At 63.2% G+C, this 17929-nt stretch carries 17 protein-coding genes and 1 pseudogene; 12 read left to right on the top strand and 6 right to left on the bottom strand.

Annotated features, from left to right (window positions below; translation table 11 throughout):
* Position 1: 1 nt before the first annotated feature.
* A complete protein-coding gene (gene radC / locus ACLEJU_RS08070; RefSeq protein WP_400723306.1) occupies positions 2-682 on the bottom strand; it encodes a RadC family protein in 681 nt (226 codons plus the stop codon).
* Positions 683-810: 128 nt separating this feature from the next.
* Between radC and coaBC the strand changes: the two genes are divergently transcribed.
* The 4 genes and pseudogenes from coaBC to argB all read left to right on the top strand — a co-directional run bounded on the left by coaBC (position 811) and on the right by argB (position 4932).
* Positions 811-2022: a bifunctional phosphopantothenoylcysteine decarboxylase/phosphopantothenate--cysteine ligase CoaBC gene (gene coaBC / locus ACLEJU_RS08075; RefSeq protein WP_435421775.1), complete on the top strand. Its 1212-nt coding sequence runs from the start codon at positions 811-813 to the stop codon at positions 2020-2022.
* Between the two features lie 5 nt (positions 2023-2027).
* On the top strand, positions 2028-2483 hold the full coding sequence (dut, locus tag ACLEJU_RS08080) for a dUTP diphosphatase (protein ID WP_435421776.1): 456 nt from the start codon (positions 2028-2030) through the stop codon (positions 2481-2483).
* Between the two features lie 136 nt (positions 2484-2619).
* A pseudogene (locus ACLEJU_RS08085) lies at positions 2620-3993 on the top strand (phosphomannomutase/phosphoglucomutase); the annotation flags it as partial.
* 30 nt (positions 3994-4023) lie between these two features.
* Positions 4024-4932: an acetylglutamate kinase gene (argB, locus tag ACLEJU_RS08090; RefSeq protein WP_110639898.1), complete on the top strand. Its 909-nt coding sequence runs from the start codon at positions 4024-4026 to the stop codon at positions 4930-4932.
* A gap of 68 nt (positions 4933-5000) precedes the next feature.
* Here the strand turns inward: argB and pyrE are convergent, their stop codons facing one another.
* The gene (gene pyrE, locus ACLEJU_RS08095) at positions 5001-5642 is read right to left on the bottom strand and encodes an orotate phosphoribosyltransferase (RefSeq protein ID WP_011536401.1); all 642 of its coding nucleotides are present in this window, start codon (positions 5640-5642) and stop codon (positions 5001-5003) included.
* A gap of 80 nt (positions 5643-5722) precedes the next feature.
* Here pyrE and ACLEJU_RS08100 point away from each other — a divergent pair, with 80 nt between their 5' ends.
* Positions 5723-6502: an exodeoxyribonuclease III gene (locus tag ACLEJU_RS08100; RefSeq protein ID WP_008091582.1), complete on the top strand. Its 780-nt coding sequence runs from the start codon at positions 5723-5725 to the stop codon at positions 6500-6502.
* Positions 6503-6666: 164 nt separating this feature from the next.
* On the opposite strand, the gene rph is transcribed toward ACLEJU_RS08100, so the two are convergent.
* On the bottom strand, positions 6667-7389 hold the full coding sequence (gene rph / locus ACLEJU_RS08105; protein WP_103448475.1) for a ribonuclease PH: 723 nt from the start codon (positions 7387-7389) through the stop codon (positions 6667-6669).
* A 204-nt stretch (positions 7390-7593) separates the two neighbouring features.
* Here rph and ACLEJU_RS08110 point away from each other — a divergent pair, with 204 nt between their 5' ends.
* Positions 7594-8457: a YicC/YloC family endoribonuclease gene (locus tag ACLEJU_RS08110; protein ID WP_085676482.1), complete on the top strand. Its 864-nt coding sequence runs from the start codon at positions 7594-7596 to the stop codon at positions 8455-8457.
* A 13-nt stretch (positions 8458-8470) separates the two neighbouring features.
* Positions 8471-9091 (top strand): guanylate kinase, encoded by a 621-nt coding sequence (gmk, locus tag ACLEJU_RS08115; protein ID WP_435421777.1) that lies wholly within the window; start codon positions 8471-8473, stop codon positions 9089-9091.
* Between the two features lie 133 nt (positions 9092-9224).
* Here the strand turns inward: gmk and ACLEJU_RS08120 are convergent, their stop codons facing one another.
* The 3 genes from ACLEJU_RS08120 to ACLEJU_RS08130 all read right to left on the bottom strand — a co-directional run bounded on the left by ACLEJU_RS08120 (position 9225) and on the right by ACLEJU_RS08130 (position 13024).
* Positions 9225-10763: an APC family permease gene (locus tag ACLEJU_RS08120; RefSeq protein ID WP_159412756.1), complete on the bottom strand. Its 1539-nt coding sequence runs from the start codon at positions 10761-10763 to the stop codon at positions 9225-9227.
* A gap of 124 nt (positions 10764-10887) precedes the next feature.
* The gene (locus tag ACLEJU_RS08125; protein WP_435421778.1) at positions 10888-11637 is read right to left on the bottom strand and encodes a gamma-glutamyl-gamma-aminobutyrate hydrolase family protein; all 750 of its coding nucleotides are present in this window, start codon (positions 11635-11637) and stop codon (positions 10888-10890) included.
* Positions 11638-11641: 4 nt separating this feature from the next.
* Positions 11642-13024: a glutamine synthetase family protein gene (locus ACLEJU_RS08130; RefSeq protein ID WP_435421779.1), complete on the bottom strand. Its 1383-nt coding sequence runs from the start codon at positions 13022-13024 to the stop codon at positions 11642-11644.
* Positions 13025-13229: 205 nt separating this feature from the next.
* Between ACLEJU_RS08130 and ACLEJU_RS08135 the strand changes: the two genes are divergently transcribed.
* The 5 genes from ACLEJU_RS08135 to ACLEJU_RS08155 all read left to right on the top strand — a co-directional run bounded on the left by ACLEJU_RS08135 (position 13230) and on the right by ACLEJU_RS08155 (position 17923).
* The gene (locus ACLEJU_RS08135; RefSeq protein WP_422763576.1) at positions 13230-14102 is read left to right on the top strand and encodes a LysR family transcriptional regulator; all 873 of its coding nucleotides are present in this window, start codon (positions 13230-13232) and stop codon (positions 14100-14102) included.
* 204 nt (positions 14103-14306) lie between these two features.
* Entirely contained in the window at positions 14307-14570 is a 264-nt protein-coding gene (rpoZ, locus tag ACLEJU_RS08140; RefSeq protein ID WP_016394025.1) for a DNA-directed RNA polymerase subunit omega, read from the top strand.
* Positions 14571-14629: 59 nt separating this feature from the next.
* Positions 14630-16738 carry a bifunctional GTP diphosphokinase/guanosine-3',5'-bis pyrophosphate 3'-pyrophosphohydrolase gene (gene spoT / locus ACLEJU_RS08145; RefSeq protein WP_103448468.1) on the top strand — a complete coding sequence of 703 codons (2109 nt, stop codon included), beginning with the start codon at positions 14630-14632 and terminating at the stop codon, positions 16736-16738.
* A gap of 23 nt (positions 16739-16761) precedes the next feature.
* Complete coding sequence (locus ACLEJU_RS08150) at positions 16762-17142, top strand: RidA family protein (RefSeq protein WP_435421780.1); 381 nt, start codon at positions 16762-16764, stop codon at positions 17140-17142.
* 55 nt (positions 17143-17197) lie between these two features.
* Entirely contained in the window at positions 17198-17923 is a 726-nt protein-coding gene (locus tag ACLEJU_RS08155; protein ID WP_435421781.1) for a hypothetical protein, read from the top strand.
* Positions 17924-17929 lie beyond the last annotated feature (6 nt).

Below are 17929 nucleotides of genomic sequence, written 5' to 3' on the forward strand. Positions count from 1 at the left end.
CCTAAGCCACAATCCACCCATGCTCGACCATCGACAGCGGTTCGCCCTCGCCGATGATGATGTGATCCAGCACCCGCACATCGATCAGCCCCAACCCCCGCTTCAGCGACAGCGTCAGGTGCACATCATCCTGGCTCGGCTCGCTGCTGCCCGAAGGATGGTTGTGACACAGGATCAGCGCCGCCGCGTTGTGCTGCAGGGCCCGACGAACCACTTCGCGCGGGTAGACACTCGCCCGATCTATCGTGCCCCTGAACAGGATCTCGAACGCCAGCGGACGGTGCTTGGTATCCAGAAACAGACAGCCGAACACCTCGCTCACTTCATGGCGCAGCATGGACTTCAGATAGCGTCGCACCGCAGCCGGGCTGTCCATGACCGACTCGCGTTCGATAGCAGTAGCCAGGTGTCTGCGCCCGATCTCCAGCAATGCCTGCAACTGGCTGTACCTCACAGGGCCCAGCCCAAGCTCACCGACGAAGGCTTCACGGTCGGCTTCCAGCAACTGACGCAAGCCGCCGAACTTCACCAGCAGGCCTCGCGCCAGCTCCACGACATTGCGCCCGCGCACACCAGAGCCTAGAAAAACCGCCAGCAGTTCCGCATCGGTCAGGCTGCCAGCCCCTCTCTGCAACAACTTCTCCCTCGGCCGCTCTTCAGCCGGCCACTCCCGGATATTCATCCCTGCTCCCTGCCCTTGCTGCGGCCCGTTTCGGCCCTGTGTTAATCTATTTCGCCTCGTACATGCGACGTTCTGCCGCAGGCATTGTCAAACGTCGCCGCCCGCTCTCACTGGAAAAAGGCAAGCCTATGCAGCGGCTGTATCGCAAGCGCATCGTTCTCGGCGTCGGAGGTGGCATTGCCGCCTACAAAAGTGCCGAGCTGATTCGCCGACTCCTGGAGCACGGCGCGCAGGTGCGCGTCGTCATGACCCGTGGTGGTGCCGAATTCATCACCCCGCTGACCCTGCAGGCGCTGTCCGGCCACCCGGTGCACATGGATCTGCTCGACCCTGCCGCCGAAGCGGCCATGGGCCACATCGAACTGGCCAAGTGGGCGGACCTGGTACTGATCGCCCCGGCCACCGCCGACCTCATGGCGCGCCTGGCCCAAGGCATGGCCGACGACCTGCTGACCACCCTGGTGCTGGCCACCGACGCCACCGTGGCCGTGGCCCCGGCGATGAACCAGGCGATGTGGCGGGACCCTGCCACCCAGGCCAACCTCGACCTGCTCAAGAGCCGTGGCATCCAGGTGTTCGGCCCGGCCTCGGGCAGCCAGGCCTGTGGCGACGTGGGCCTGGGCCGCATGCTCGAAGCCACCGACCTGGCCTGGTGCGCCGCAGAAAGCTTCAAGCGCCAGGCGCTGACCGGCAAGCACGTGCTGATCACCGCCGGTCCGACCCAGGAAAACATCGACCCGGTGCGCTACATCACCAATCATAGCTCCGGCAAGATGGGCTTCGCCCTGGCCGAAGCGGCCGCCGAAGCCGGTGCTCGGGTGACCCTCGTCACCGGCCCTGTGCACCTGCAAACTCCAGATCGCGTGCAGCGTATCGACGTGGTCAGCGCGCGAGACATGCTCGCAGCCTGTGAAGCTGCCATGCCGTGCGACCTGTTCATCGCGTCCGCGGCGGTCGCAGACTACCGCCCGGAGGTGGTCGCCCCGCAAAAGCTCAAGAAAGATCCTACGACCGGCGACGGCATGCTGCTGCAGATGGTGCGCAATCCCGATATCCTTGCCACCATCGCTGGCCGTGCCGACCGCCCGTTCAGTGTCGGCTTTGCCGCCGAGACCGAACACTTGCTCGATTACGCCACGCGCAAGCTCAAGGACAAGAACCTCGACCTGATCGTCGCCAATGATGTGGCCAACCCCAGCATCGGCTTCAACAGCGAGGAAAATGCCCTGACCGTGATCGACCGCCAGCAGCACCAGACCCTCTTCGCGCAGACCAGCAAGGGCAAGATCGCCCGGCAACTGGTCGCCTTCATCGCCGAACGGCTCAATCAGGTTCAATAAGTTACATGCACGCTCTTCAAGCCAAGATCCTCGACCCACGCCTGGGCAGCGAATTCCCGCTGCCGCAATACGCTACCCCGGGTTCCGCCGGCCTCGACCTGCGCGCCCTGCTGAAAGAGGACACCGTCCTCGAGCCGGGCCAGACCTTGCTGATCCCGACCGGCCTGTCGATCTACATTGGCGACCCGGGTCTGGCGGCCATGATCCTGCCGCGCTCGGGCCTGGGCCACAAACACGGCATCGTGCTCGGCAACCTGGTCGGCCTGATCGACTCGGACTATCAGGGCGAACTGATGGTGTCGTGCTGGAACCGTGGCAACACGCCGTTCACCATCGCCGTCGGCGAGCGTATTGCACAGCTTGTCCTGGTACCTGTGGTACAAGCGCATTTCGACATCGTCGAGAGCTTCGACGAGAGCCAGCGTGGCGCAGGCGGCTTCGGCCATTCCGGCAGCCACTGAGCCGACCAACAAGCGTTCAGGCCAAGGATGGCGAACTCTCTGGCGATTCCACCGTCCAAGCGTTCAGTTTGCGCCTGCCCAGAAAAGCCTTTGACTAATGGAGTCTCCCGAGATGAACGACATGGCCCACCTGGTCCCGGCACTGCCGGAAAGCATCTTCCGCGCCTATGACATCCGCGGCGTGGTCGGCAAGACCCTGCATGGCGAAACCGCCTACTGGATCGGCCGCGCCATCGGTGCGCAGACCATTGCCCAGGGCGAACCGCAGATTTCCGTTGGCCGCGATGGCCGCCTGTCCGGCCCGATGCTGGTCGAACAGCTGATCCAGGGCTTGGTCGATGCCGGCTGCCAGGTCAGCGACGTCGGCCTGGTGCCGACCCCCGCCCTCTACTTCGCCGCCAACGTACTGGCCGGCAAGTCCGGCGTGATGCTCACCGGCAGCCACAACCCGTCGGACTACAATGGCTTCAAGATCGTCATTGCCGGCGACACCCTGGCCAACGAGCAGATCCAGGCCCTGCTGACCCGCCTGCAGACCAACAACGTGCCACGCGGCGAAGGCAGCGTGCAGCAGGTCGAGATTCTCGATCGCTACTTCCAGCAAATCGTCGGTGACGTGAAGCTGGCGAAGAAGCTCAAGGTCGTGGTCGATTGCGGCAACGGCGCCGCTGGCGTGATAGCGCCGCAGCTGATCGAAGCCCTGGGCTGCGACGTCATCCCGCTGTTCTGCGAGGTGGATGGCAATTTCCCCAACCACCACCCGGACCCGGGCAAGCCGGAAAACCTCGAAGACCTGATCGCCAAGGTCAAGGAAACCGGCGCCGACATCGGCCTGGCCTTCGATGGCGACGGTGACCGCGTGGGCGTGGTGACCAACACCGGCAGCATCGTCTACCCCGACCGCCTGTTGATGCTGTTCGCCCTAGACGTGCTGGAACGCAACCCGGGCGCCGAGATCATCTTCGACGTCAAATGCACCCGCCGCCTCACCCCACTGATCGAGAAGCACGGTGGCCGCGCCCTGATGTGGAAGACCGGCCACTCGCTGATCAAGAAGAAGATGAAGCAGACCGGCTCGCTGCTGGCTGGCGAGATGAGCGGTCACATCTTCATCAAGGAGCGCTGGTACGGTTTCGACGACGGCATCTACAGCGCTGCGCGCCTGCTGGAGATCCTCAGCAAGGCCTCGCAGAACGCCGAAGACCTGTTCGCCGCCTTCCCGAACGATATTTCCACGCCGGAAATCAATATTGATGTGACCGACGAGGGTAAATTCAGCATCATTGATGCACTGCAACGCGACGCCCAGTGGGGCGATGCCAACCTGACCACCATCGACGGTGTGCGGGTCGACTACCCGAAAGGCTGGGGCCTGGTCCGCGCTTCCAACACCACACCGGTGCTGGTGCTGCGTTTCGAGGCCGAAAGCGACGCCGAGTTGCAACGTATCAAGGATGTTTTCCGTGCCCAGTTGCTGCGGGTTGCCCCTGAGCTGCAACTGCCGTTCTGACCGACTATCTGTTCCTTACAGGAGCCCTGCATGACCCTCGATCGCGATGCCGCTTCCCATGTAGCCGAGGTTTTGTCCGAAGCACTGCCTTACATCCGCCGCTTTGTCGGCAAGACCCTGGTGATCAAGTACGGCGGCAACGCGATGGAGAGCGAAGAGCTCAAGACCGGCTTTGCCCGGGACATCGTGCTGATGAAGGCCGTGGGCATCAACCCGGTGGTCGTGCACGGTGGCGGCCCGCAGATCGGTGACCTGCTCAAGCGCCTGTCGATCGAAAGCCACTTCATCGATGGCATGCGCGTCACCGACGCCGCGACCATGGACGTGGTGGAGATGGTCCTCGGCGGCCAGGTCAACAAGGACATCGTCAACCTGATCAACCGCCACGGCGGCAGCGCCATCGGCCTGACCGGCAAGGACGCCGAGCTGATTCGTGCGAAGAAGCTCACCGTCACCCGCCAGACCCCGGAGATGACCCAGCCAGAAATCATCGACATCGGTCACGTCGGAGAAGTGGTCAGCGTCAATACCGACCTGCTGAACATGCTGGTGAAAGGCGACTTCATCCCGGTAATCGCGCCGATCGGCGTGGGCGCCAACGGTGAGTCGTACAACATCAACGCCGACCTGGTGGCGGGCAAGGTGGCCGAAGCACTTAAGGCTGAAAAGCTGATGCTGCTGACCAACATCGCCGGCCTGATGGACAAGCAGGGCCAGGTCCTGACCGGCCTGACCACCGAGCAGGTCAACGAACTGATCGCCGACGGCACCATCTACGGCGGCATGCTGCCGAAGATCAAGTGCGCGCTGGAAGCAGTCCAGGGCGGCGTCAACAGCTCGCACATCGTCGACGGCCGCGTGCCGAACGCGGTGCTGCTGGAGATCTTCACCGACAGCGGCGTCGGCACCCTGATCACCAACCGCAAGCGTCACGCATAACCTGCACTGGCGGAAACAAAAAAGGCGACCTTCTCACGAGGTCGCCTTTTTTCGTTACCGGGCCAGGATCAGATCCCGTACTGCGCCCGGTAAGCCTCGACAGCTGGCAGATGCTGCTTGAGCTGCGGGTCGTCGGCCAGGAACTCCAGCACCTGGGTCAACGAAACGATGCTGACCACAGGAATACCGAAGTCACGCTCCACTTCCTGGATCGCCGACAGCTCGCCATTGCCGCGCTCTTCACGGTTCAGCGCGATCAGCACGCCAGCGGCCTTGGCCTGCTGGGCGTTGATGATCTGCATCACTTCGCGAATCGCGGTACCGGCAGTGATCACGTCATCGATGATCAGTACGTCACCGGCCAGCGGCGCGCCTACCAGGCTGCCGCCTTCGCCGTGATCCTTGGCTTCCTTGCGGTTGAAGCACCACGGTACGTCGAGCTGATGCTGCTCGGCCAGGGCCACGGCGGTGGCAGCCGCCAGGGGGATACCCTTGTAGGCTGGGCCAAACAGCACGTCGAACGGGATCTTGCTGTCGACGATGGCTGCCGCATAGCAACGGCCCAGTTGTGCAAGGGCGGAACCGGTGTTGAACAGGCCGGCATTGAAGAAATACGGGCTGGTACGCCCCGATTTCAGGGTGAATTCACCGAAGCGCAGCACGCCGCGATCGATGGCAAAACGGATGAAGTCGCGCTGATACGGCTGCATGTAAGGTCCCGGACACCACGGATTTAGCTAAATGGGTTGAGCTCGGGTATCATACACGCACGAGATTTTTGGGGCCATTTATGCGGATCATCAGTGTGAACGTGAATGGCATTCAGGCTGCGGCCGAGCGTGGATTGCTCAGCTGGCTGCAAGCCCAGAATGCCGACGTCATCTGCCTTCAGGATACCCGCGCCTCGGCCTTTGAACTCGACGACCCAGCTTTCCAGCTCGATGGCTATTTCCTTTATGCCTGCGACGCGGAGGTACCCGCCCAAGGTGGCGTGGCACTGTACTCGCGCATGCAGCCCAAGGCAGTCATCACCGGCCTGGGTTTCGAGACAGCCGACCGCTACGGGCGTTATCTGCAAGCAGATTTCGACAAAGTCAGTATTGCCAGCCTGCTGCTGCCTTCGGGTATGAACGGCGACGAAGACTTGAACCAGAAGTTCAAGTTGATGGACGACTTCGCCAAGTACCTGGACAAACAGCGTCGCAAGCGTCGCGAATACATCTATTGCGGCTCGTTCTACGTGGCGCAGCAGAAGCTCGACATCAAGAACTGGCGTGACAGCCAGCAGTCGCCGGGCTTCCTGCCGCCTGAGCGTGCCTGGATGGACGCGATCACCGGCGATATGGGCTATGTCGATGCCTTGCGCGAAGTCAGCCGTGAAGGCGACCAGTACAGCTGGTGGCCGGACAACGAACAGGCCGAGATGCTCAACTTGGGCTACCGGTTCGACTACCAGATCCTCACCCCGGGCCTGCGCCGCTTCGTGCGCAATGCCCGCCTACCGCGTCAGCCGCGCTTCTCCCAGCATGCGCCGCTGATTGTCGACTACGACTGGACGTTGACCATCTGACGCATCGGGGCCGCTTCGCGGCCAATCGCGAGCTCTGCTCGCCCCTACGGGATCTACGCAGGCCTGGTAGGAGCGAGCACAGCTCGCGATGCACCGCCTGCGGTGCCCACTCAGACACAAAAAAGCCGACAGCGATGTCGGCTTTTTTGCGTCTACTGGAACGGTCAGTCGGCCAGTGCGGCGTTCTGCAGTTCGAAAATTTCGCTCATGCCCTTTTGCGCCAGCGCCAGCATGGCGTTGAAGTCTTCAGGCTGGAACGGCGCACCTTCGGCAGTGCCCTGTACTTCGATGAAACCACCGGCGCTGGTCATGACCACGTTGAGGTCAGTTTCCGCAGCGGAGTCTTCCAGGTAGTCCAGGTCGAGTACCGCTTCACCCTGGTACATGCCCACCGACACGGCAGCGATCATGTGCTTGAGCGGGTTGCCGGCCTTCAGGCCACCGCGCTTCTTGATCACGGCCAGGGCGTCGCACAGGGCGACCATGGCGCCAGTGATCGAAGCAGTGCGGGTGCCGCCATCGGCCTGGATCACGTCGCAGTCGATGTACAGGGTGATGTCACCAAGCTTGCTCATGTCCAGCGCGGCGCGCAGCGAACGGCCGATCAAGCGCTGGATTTCCAGGGTGCGGCCACCTTGCTTGCCACGGCTGGCTTCGCGCTGGTTACGCTCGCCAGTGGAACGCGGCAGCATGCCGTACTCGGCGGTCAGCCAGCCTTGGCCCTGGCCTTTGAGGAAGCGCGGTACGCCGTTTTCGACGCTGACCGTGCAGATGACCTTGGTGTCACCGAACTCGACCAGTACCGACCCTTCGGCGTGCTTGGTGTAGTTGCGGGTGATGCGGATCGAGCGGAGCTGATCGGCGGCGCGACCACTTGGACGTTTCATCTGGGATACCTGTACTGGGACTTGAATCTGCCCGCCATTATAGAGCCCGTCGCCCCCAGAGGACATGCCTATTGTCGCGCCCCCGGCAGCCTGTCGCCTTTTCCCACTCACTGGCACGCGCTCTGTAACATGGGCGGATTGGGCGCCACGTGCGCACTGCGCTACAATCGCGCGCCTTCAATTCATTTACGCGAGGTACTTCCCATGGTGCACAGCATGACCGCTTTTGCTCGTGTCGAGCGCGCAGGCAGCCAAGGCACCCTGGTCTGGGAACTGCGCTCGGTCAACCACCGTTACCTTGAGCCTCACCTGCGCCTGCCGGACGCCCTGCGCGACCTCGAAGGCGCGGTACGTGAAGGCCTGCGCCAAGGCCTGTCGCGCGGCAAGGTCGAATGCACCCTGCGCCTGCACGAAGACAGCAACGGCAAGCCGCTCAAGGTCGACCGTGAGCGCGCCGCGCAGCTGGTCGCCGCCGCCGAGGAGGTAGCCGGCCTGATCAAGCAGCCGGCCGCACTCAACCCGCTGGAAGTGCTGTCCTGGCCGGGCGTGCTGGTGGCCGACGCCACTGACCCCCAGGCCCTGAACGCCGAAGCCGTGGCGCTGTTCGACGAAGCCCTGGCCGAACTCAAGGCCGGGCGCCTGCGCGAAGGCCAGGAGCTGGCCCGGCTGATCAACGAGCGCCTGGACAACATGACCACCGAGGTCACCACCCTGCGCGCCCTGGTGCCGCAGATGCTCGCCGCCCAGCGCCAGAAGATCATCGACCGTTTCGGCGACCTCAAGGCCGAGCTCGACCCGCAGCGCCTGGAGCAGGAGATGGTGCTGCTGGCACAGAAGAGCGACGTCGCCGAGGAGCTCGACCGCCTCAGCACCCATGTCAACGAAGTGCGCCGAGTGCTCAAATCCGGCGGTGCCGCCGGTCGACGCCTGGATTTCCTGATGCAGGAACTCAACCGAGAAGCCAACACCCTGGGCTCCAAGGCCTTCGACCCACGCAGCACGCAAGCGGCGGTCAACCTGAAGGTGTTGATCGAACAGATGCGTGAACAAGTACAGAACATCGAGTAAGGCCACCCCGACCATGAACCAAAGCAGCGGCACCCTCTATATCGTTTCGGCACCGTCCGGCGCCGGCAAGACCAGTCTGGTCACCGCCCTGATCAAGGCCGACCCGCGCGTCAGCGTCTCGGTCTCGCACACCACCCGCGCCATGCGCCCGGGCGAAGAACACGGCGTGAACTACCACTTCGTCAGCCATGACGATTTCAAGGGGCTGATCGCCAAGGGTGACTTCCTCGAGCACGCCGAAGTGTTCGGCAATTTCTATGGGACTTCGCGCAGTGCGCTGCAAGAGGTGCTGGACCGGGGCAACGACCTGATCCTGGAGATCGACTGGCAAGGCGCCCAGCAGGTACGCAAGCTGATGCCCGAGGCACGCTCGGTGTTCATCCTGCCGCCGAGCCAGCAGGCCCTGCGCGAGCGCCTGGATGGCCGCGGCCAGGACAGCGAAGAGATCATTGCCGGGCGCATGAAGGAAGCGGTCAGCGAGATGGAGCACTACGACGAGTATGAGTACGTCATCATCAATGACGATTTCGGCGTGGCGCTGGAGGAATTGAAAGCGGTGTTCGTGGCCAACCGGTTGCTGCTGAGCAAACAGCAGCAGCGTTATGGCGGGCTGCTGAAAGAACTGCTCGCCTGAAGATCCATTGGGGCTGCTTTGCAGCCCTTCGAGGGCACGCCCGCTCCCACAGGATCATCACTGCCCTTGAGGCTTGTGCTGTACCTGTGGGAGCGGGCGGGCGCGCGAAGGGCCGCACAGCGGCCCCAATGACTTAGTCTTGAAGTGGCAAGGTAGCCTGCTGACGCAGGGTCGCCCCGAGGAAGTAAGCCGGCGCACGCATCCGCGAAATCATCATCAGCACGATCCCCAGTGCCGAAATGATCGCCGCAATCACGAACACCAACCCCAACCCGGCCACATGCGAGCCGCTGCCGAAGTCCGGCGAGGCGCTGTCGATGGCCGTGCGCACGAAGATCACCGACAGGATCACCCCTCCCACCAACGGGCACAGGCCGCGCATGAAGAAGTGGCGCAGGCTGCCGAACAGGCTGTCGCGGAAGTACCAGACGCAGGCGAACGCCGTCAGTGAATAGTAGAAGCAGATCATCATGCCCAGCGCCGTGATGGTGTCTGCCAGCACGTTCTCGCTCAGGGTGCGCATGGTCACGTAGAACAGGCCTGCCGCCACACCGGCGCAGATAGTCGCGTAACGCGGGGTCTGCGAGCGCGGGCAGACACTGGCGAATTTCTGCGGCACCGCGCCGTAGTAACCCATGGCCAGCAGCGTGCGCGCCGGGGACACGAAGGTCGACTGCAGCGACGCTGCTGTGCTCGCCAGCACGGCGATCGACATCAGGATCGCCAACGGCCCCATCACCGGGCCAGCCAAGTGAGCGAACACGTTTTCCTGGATGCGCGGGTTGTTCAGGCCCAGGCCTTGCTCGCTGATGCCGGCGAACTGCAGGGTGGCGATAGCGGTAACCAGGTACAGACCAAGGATCAGCAGTACGGTCCAGGTGGCCGCCTTGCCCGGCACCTCGTCACTGCCGACTGACTCTTCGCTGACGGTCAGGCACACGTCCCAGCCCCAGAAAATGAAGATCGACAGCGACAGCCCCGCAGCAAAGGCCGAGAACGACTCGACACCGAACGGGTTGAACCAGGCGAAATCGAACTCCAGCGGTGGCGGCGCTGTGGTGCCGCCGAAGGCCGCGAAGGCAAAGCCGAGCAATACCATCAGCTGCAACGCCACCAGGCCGTATTGCACGGTCATGGTGGTGGCCATGCCGCGGCAGCAGATCCACACCGCCATGGCAATGAACACGCAACAGGTGGTGATATTGATCAACAGGTTGTCGGCCAGCGCCGCCAGCTCATGGTGGCCGGTGATCTGGCTGAGGAAGAGATAGAAGAAGTCGACGGCAACGCCCGCCAGGTTCGACAACACGATGGTGGTGGCAACGACCAGCCCCCAGCCACCAATCCAGCCGATCATCGGGCCAAAGGCTCTGGCCGACCAGGTAAACGAAGTGCCGCTGTCCGGCTCGGCCGAATTCAGTTCGCGGTAGCCCAGGGCAACCAGCAGCATCGGCAGGAAGCCGACAATGAACACGGCGGGAAGATGAGCACCGACCTCACGTACGGTCGGGCCAAGGGCGCCGGTCAGGGTGTAGACCGGGGCGATGGTGGAAATGCCCAGCACCACGCTGGCCAGCAGGCCAAGACGGCCCTTGGCCAGGCCTTTGCTGCGCTGAGTGCTGCCCGAGTCGGCCACGTCGGGTGGGCGGCCGGCTTCTGTGTAATTGCTCATGAGTTTTTGCCGTAACTATTGGAATTGTTTTCACAGGCCCTGTTCCAAGGCCTGCTTCCACTCATTGAAAGCGCGCTGCCGGGGGGTGAGTCATCCCGGACTTTTGGCTGACCTGCTGTCAGACCTACCGTGCAGCATGGGCAATACAGGCCTCGCGGAACGCCTGGAAAAGGCGCCTTGAGACCGGGTTTTCGGCGAAACGCCATTCAGGGTGCCACTGCACGCCAAGTACAAAGCCCGGCGCGTCAGGCATCGACACTGCTTCGATCAGGCCATCCGGGGCCCGTGCCTCGACCCGCAGGCCTGGGGCCAGGCGGTCGATGCCCTGGCTATGCAGCGAGTTGACCTCGAACTGCGCAGCCAGGCCCAGGTGCTCGAACAACCCGCCAGGCGCAACGCTGACGGGATGACGAGGGCCGTATTGCACCTCCAGCGGTGCATCCTCAGGTTCACGATGGTCCATGTAGCCGGGCAGTTCCTGAACACGCTGGTGCAAGCTGCCACCCAGGGCCACGTTCAACTCCTGGAAGCCACGACAAATGCAGAACACCGGCACGCCGGCGGCAATAGCCGCCTGCAGCAACGGCAGCGTCAGCCGGTCACGGGCAAGGTCGTGCCGGGTGCCTTCGGCGCTGGCGGCGCCATTGTAATGATGCGGCTCGATATTTGAAGGCGAGCCGGTAAAAACAATGCCGTCGAGCTGGGCCAGCAGCGACAGAGTGTCACTGCCGCCGTCGCGGGCCGGCAGAATCAGCGGCAGTCCGGCGAAGCCGGCGGCCTCCACGTACTTGTCGCCCACCGTGTGCGACGAGTTCTTCCCCACCTGCTGGCGGCAGGCGCTGATACCAATCAAGGGGACCGCAATTGCGCTCATGGGCTTACACCGTGTGCAGGTACCAGTTGTACTCGAGGTCGGAAATCGAAACTTCAAACTCGGCCAGCTCACTTTCCTTGCAGGCCACAAAGATATCGATGTAGTCCGGGCTGATGTATTGGTTGAGGACTTCGCTGTCATCCAGCGCACGCAAGGCGTCGCGCAGGTTGTTCGGCAGGCTCTGCTCCAGCTGTTCGTAGGAGTTGCCCTCGATCGGCGCACCTGGCTCGATCTTGCTGGTCAAGCCGTGGTGGATGCCGGCCAGGATGGCCGCCAGCATCAGGTACGGGTTGGCATCGGCGCCGGCCACGCGGTGCTCGATGCGCACGTTTTCGCTGCTGTCGGTCGGTACGCGCACGGCCACGGTACGGTTGTCCAGGCCCCAGCTCGGCGCATTCGGTACGTAGAACTGCGCACCGAAGCGGCGGTAGGAGTTGATGTTCGGGCACAGGAAGGCCATCGACGCCGGCATGGTCTCCAGCACACCGCCGATGGCGTGGCGCAGGGCTTCGCTTTCCAGCGGGTCGTCACTGGCGAAGATGTTCTTGCCGGTTTTCTTGTCCAGCAGCGAGATGTGCACGTGCAGGCCGTTGCCCGCCTGGCCTGGGTAGGGCTTGGCCATGAACGTGGTGTCCATTTCATGGTCGTAGGCGACGTTCTTGATCAGGCGCTTGAGCAGGATCGCATAGTCGCAGGCCTTCATCGGGTCGGCGACGTGGTGCAGGTTGACTTCGAACTGCGCCGGGGCACTTTCCTTGACGATGGCATCGGCTGGCAGGCCTTGCTCCTTGGCCGCTTCGAGCATGTCCTGCAGGCAGTCGGCGTATTCGTCGAGGTCGTCGATCAGGTACACCTGGGTCGACTGCGGGCGCTTGCCCGAGATTGGCGAGCGTGGCGGCTGCGGGCGACCGTTGAGGTTGTCCTGGTCGATCAGATAGAACTCCAGCTCGAACGCGGCGCAGATATCCAGGCCCATGGCGTCGAACTTGCTCACCACCTGGCGCAGCACTTCGCGCGGGTCGGCGAAGAATGGTTCACCGTCGAGTTCATGCATGGTCATCAGTAGCTGCGCGGTCGGGCGCTTCTGCCACGGCTCGTCGGAAAGCGTGCCGGCAATCGGGTAGCAGATGCGGTCGGCGTCGCCGATGTCCAGGCCCAGGCCGGTGCTTTCCACGGTCGAGCCATTGATGTCGAGGGCGAACAACGAGGCCGGCAGATTGATACCTTTCTCGTACACCTTGTGCAGGCTGGCGCGCTCGATGCGCTTGCCGCGAACCACGCCGTTCATGTCGGAAATCAGCAGATCGACGTACTGCGTATCCGGATGGGCCTGAAGGAAGTCATTCATCTCGCTGGAAGTACTGGCGCACGGGGTGACCGACGTCATGGCTTACATCCTATGATTTGCTGCGGCGATGTGGGGATACGGCTGGCGCCTCACGGGCGACGATGGTTGCAGCTGTTGTTTTTTTCACTTTCCCATCGTGGGGATTGGTTACCCGACCGGGCGCATTGATTCCGGGGGGCCGTTTCACTATAAAATGGCCCTCACGCAACAGACATTGGCAATTCGGCAAGCAGAGCGTGCACCAATGCAATATCAGATTACCCACGCCGACCTCTCCCTGGTCCTGGCACTGGAACGCGGGCGCTCACTGGCCAAGGCCGCCGAACTGCTCAAGGTCGACGTTTCGACCGTGTTTCGCTCGATTCGCCGGCTGGAGTCGGCGCTGGGCACCGCGCTGTTCGTGAAAAGCCGCAAAGGCTACCTGCCGACCGACACGGCCCAGGCCCTGGCCGAGCAGGCCGAGCGCGCCGAGCAGGCGCTGGATGCCGCACGCATCGCCATGACCAGCGGCGAGCAAGTAGTCAGCGGCACCGTGCGCCTGACCTGCACCGAGGCGGTGATGCACAGCCTGCTGCTGCCGGCGCTGGCGGCGTTCATGCCGAACTACCCGGCGTTATCGCTGGAGATGGGCACCTCCAACACCTTCGCCAACCTCAGCCGGCGTGATGCCGATATCGCCCTGCGCCTGACCAATACGCCGCCGGAGCATCTGGTGGGCCGTTGCCTGGGTTCCACATCATATGTGATCTGCGGTCAGCCGCAGTGGCGCGAGCGCCTGAACGAGTCGGCCAGCAGCGTGCCGTGGATCGCCCCGGACGATTCCATGCAGGACCACCCAACCGTGGTCTGGCGCAACCAGCAATTTCCAGGGCTGAACCCGCGCTACCAGTGCAGTGGCATGTCGACCATCGCCCAGCTGGTGAGCACCGGGCTTGGCGTGGCGGCATTGCCCGACTATATGGTGGATGCGCTGCCGGGGGTCGATGCGTTGAGCGGGCCGCTGCCGGGCTGCGATACCCAGTTGTGGCTGCTGACCCGGCCGGATTGCCGGGCGTTGCGCTCGGTGCAGACGCTGTTCGAGGAACTGACGCCGCGGTTGCGGGATGCAATGCTCTGAGGTTATCGTCAGGAGCATGCATCCAGGGTGTCTGTTCCGGCCCTTTCGTGGCTGAAGCCGCTGCCACAGGGTATGGTGATACGCAGGCCTGACAGGGTAGCCGACAAAACAGCGCTTCCCTATTGGCTGGTGATTTTTTAAACTATCGAGTCCGCCTGCCCATATTGGGCTGCACGCCTACCGCATTTGCTACTGAGGAAGACCATGGCCCGCGTAACTGTTGAAGACTGCCTGGAACACGTGGATAACCGTTTTGAGCTGGTCATGCTCTCGACCAAGCGCGCCCGTCAGCTGGCTACCGGCGGCAAAGAGCCACGCGTAGCGTGGGAAAACGACAAGCCGACCGTGGTCGCCCTGCGCGAAATCGCCGAAGGTATCGTTACCCCTGAGTTCATCGCCGCCGAAGAGATCGTCACCGAGGATCCGGTCTTCGCCGCGTTCGAGGACGAGTCCAACGAGGCTGTCTGATCGATGCCCTGTCGACGTCGCGCGGCACAAGGCCCTCTTCCTCGGCAAGAGGTGAAACCATGCCGGGCATAGAAGCCTTAGCCGAACGGCTGTCGACCTACCTGGGCCCCGAACAGGTCAACCTGGTTCGCCGCGCCTATTTCTACGCCGAACAGGCACACGACGGGCAGCGCCGCCGCAGCGGCGAGCCCTACGTGACTCATCCGCTGGCCGTGGCCAGCATCCTCGCCGACATGCACATGGACCATCAGAGCCTGATGGCCGCCATGCTGCACGACGTGATCGAAGACACCGGCATCGCCAAGGAAGCCCTCTGCCAGCAGTTTGGCGAGACCGTGGCCGAACTGGTCGACGGGGTCAGCAAGCTGACCCAGATGAACTTCGAGACGAAGGCCGAGGCGCAGGCCGAAAACTTCCAGAAGATGGCCATGGCCATGGCCCGCGATATTCGCGTGATCCTGGTCAAGCTGGCCGACCGCCTGCACAACATGCGCACCCTTGAAGTGCTGTCTGGCGAAAAACGCCGGCGCATCGCCAAGGAAACCCTCGAGATCTACGCCCCCATCGCCAACCGCCTGGGCATGCACACTGTGCGCGTGGAGTTCGAGGACCTCGGCTTCAAGGCCATGCACCCGATGCGCTCGTCGCTGATCCACCGGGCGGTGAAGAGCGCACGCGGCAACCGTAAAGAGATCGTCGCCAAGATCGAGCACTCGCTGGCCAACTGCCTGGCCGCAGACGGCATCGAGGGCGAGGTCAGCGGCCGGCAGAAACACCTCTATGGCATCTACAAGAAGATGCGTGGCAAGCGCCGCGCCTTCAACGAGATCATGGACGTGTACGCCTTCCGCATCATCGTCGACAAGGTCGACACCTGCTACCGCGTGCTCGGCGCCGTGCACAACCTGTACAAGCCGCTGCCCGGGCGCTTCAAGGATTACATCGCGATCCCCAAGGCCAACGGCTACCAGTCGTTGCACACCACGCTGTTCGGCATGCACGGCGTGCCCATCGAGATCCAGATCCGCACCCGCGAGATGGAAGAGATGGCCAACAACGGCATCGCCGCGCACTGGCTGTACAAGTCCAACGAGGACGAGCAACCCAAGGGCAGCCATGCCCGGGCACGTCAGTGGGTCAAGGGCATTCTTGAGCTGCAGCAACGTGCCGGCAACTCGCTGGAGTTCATCGAAAGCGTGAAGATCGACCTGTTCCCGGACGAGGTCTACGTGTTCACGCCCAAAGGCCGGATCATGGAGCTGCCCAAAGGCTCCACCGCCGTCGACTTCGCCTACGCGGTTCATACCGACGTCGGCAACAGCTGCATCGCCTGCCGTATCAACCGCCGCCTGGCGCCGCTGTCCGAACCGCTGCAAAGCGGCTCGACGGTGGAAATCGTCAGCGCCCCGGGCGCACGGCCGAATCCGGCCTGGCTCAACTTCGTGGTCACCGGCAAGGCACGCACGCATATTCGCCATGCCCTCAAGCAGCAGCGCCGCTCCGAATCGATCAGCCTCGGCGAGCGCCTGCTGAACAAGGTGCTGACCGGTTTCGACAGCAGCCTGGAGAAAATCCCCCAAGAGCGTATCCAGGCGATTCTCGCCGAGTACCGCCTGGAGCTGATCGAAGACCTGCTCGAAGACATCGGCCTGGGCAACCGCATGGCCTACGTTGTCGCCCGCCGCCTGCTGTCGGCCGAAGGCGAACAGCTGCCGGCACCAGAAGGCCCGCTGGCGATCCGTGGGACCGAAGGCCTGGTGCTGAGCTACGCCAAGTGCTGCACGCCGATCCCGGGCGACCCGATCGTCGGCCACCTGTCAGCAGGCAAGGGCATGGTCGTGCACCTGGAAAACTGCCGCAACATCAGCGAAATCCGTCACAACCCGGAGAAGTGCGTACAGCTCTCGTGGGCCAAGGACATCGCTGGCGAATTCAACGTCGAGCTGCGTGTCGAGCTTGAGCACCAGCGCGGCCTGATCGCCCTGCTGGCCAGCAGCGTCAACGCTGCCGACGGCAACATCGAGAAGATCAGCATGGACGAACGCGACGGCCGTATCAGCGTGGTCCAACTGGTGGTCAGCGTGCACGACCGTGTGCACCTGGCGCGTGTGATCAAGAAGCTGCGTACCTTGACCGGCGTGGTCCGCATCACCCGCATGCGTACGTAGTCCGCCAACCGCAAGGAGTCATCATGAGCAAGACCGTAATCAACAGCGACAAGGCCCCTGCCGCTATCGGCACCTACTCCCAGGCGATCAAGGCCGGCAACACCGTCTACATGTCGGGCCAGATTCCGCTGGACCCGAAAACCATGGAGCTGGTCGAAGGCTTCGAAGCCCAGACCGTGCAGGTTTTCGAGAACCTCAAGTCCGTGGCTGAAGCGGCTGGCGGTACGTTCAAGGACATCGTAAAGCTGAACATCTTCCTCACCGACCTGAGCCACTTCGCCAAGGTCAACGAGGTGATGGGCCGCTACTTCGAGCAGCCATACCCAGCCCGTGCCGCCATCGGCGTTGCTGCACTGCCGAAAGGCGCCCAGGTCGAAATGGACGCCATCCTGGTCATCGAATGATGCCCCTGGTGACGGGCACCCTGCCCGTCACCCTCCTCTGCAAGGTTATCCCGTCATGCGTCAAGCACTGCCCCTCGCGCTGGCAGCCCTGCTTCTGGGCGGCTGCGCCAGCCACAAACCCGAAGATTTCAACGGCACCTGGATCAACCAGGACGCCATCAAGGCCGCCATCAAGGGCGACAGCCTGCGCCAGGCCCTGAACGAACACGGCCCGGTCTTCGAGTGGAAGCTCGATGTGAGTAGCCAGCGAGCCAGCTACAGCAATGGCTTCGAGGCGGCCGACGGCCAGCTGAGCGCCAACGACAAGCAATGGCAGGCCAGCTTCCCGGGCGGCCAGACCGAATTGCTGGCACTCGACGGCGACGAGCTCGAAGCCACCGACCAGAGCGGCGCCAAGCAGACCTTCGTGCGCGCCCAGCAACCCGGCAATACACCGCTGGGTGGCAGCTTCGAGAAGGCGCTGTACCAGGCCTACCTCGGTGGCGACTGGAAGATCATCGAAGGTCAGGGCAAGGGCGCCACCGTGCGCTTCAGCGATACCGGCAACGTGACCGGCCTGCCAGGCCCGGACCGTTTCGCACTGTGCCTGGCCGGCGACTGCGCCAGCATGGGTGGCAACAACGACAGCCTGTGGCTGGAGCGCAATCAGCGCGGCGCGCCGTTCATCTTCAAGCGTGATGGCGACAAGCTGGCGATCTTCCAGGCGGTGAACACCGCCCAGGCAGACGAGATTCCGCAGCTTGCAGCCGGCGCCCAGCAGTGGGTGCTGGAGCGGGACTGACACGCT

This window comes from Pseudomonas sp. SMN11, from assembly GCF_052041945.1.
Lineage (GTDB): Bacteria > Pseudomonadota > Gammaproteobacteria > Pseudomonadales > Pseudomonadaceae > Aquipseudomonas.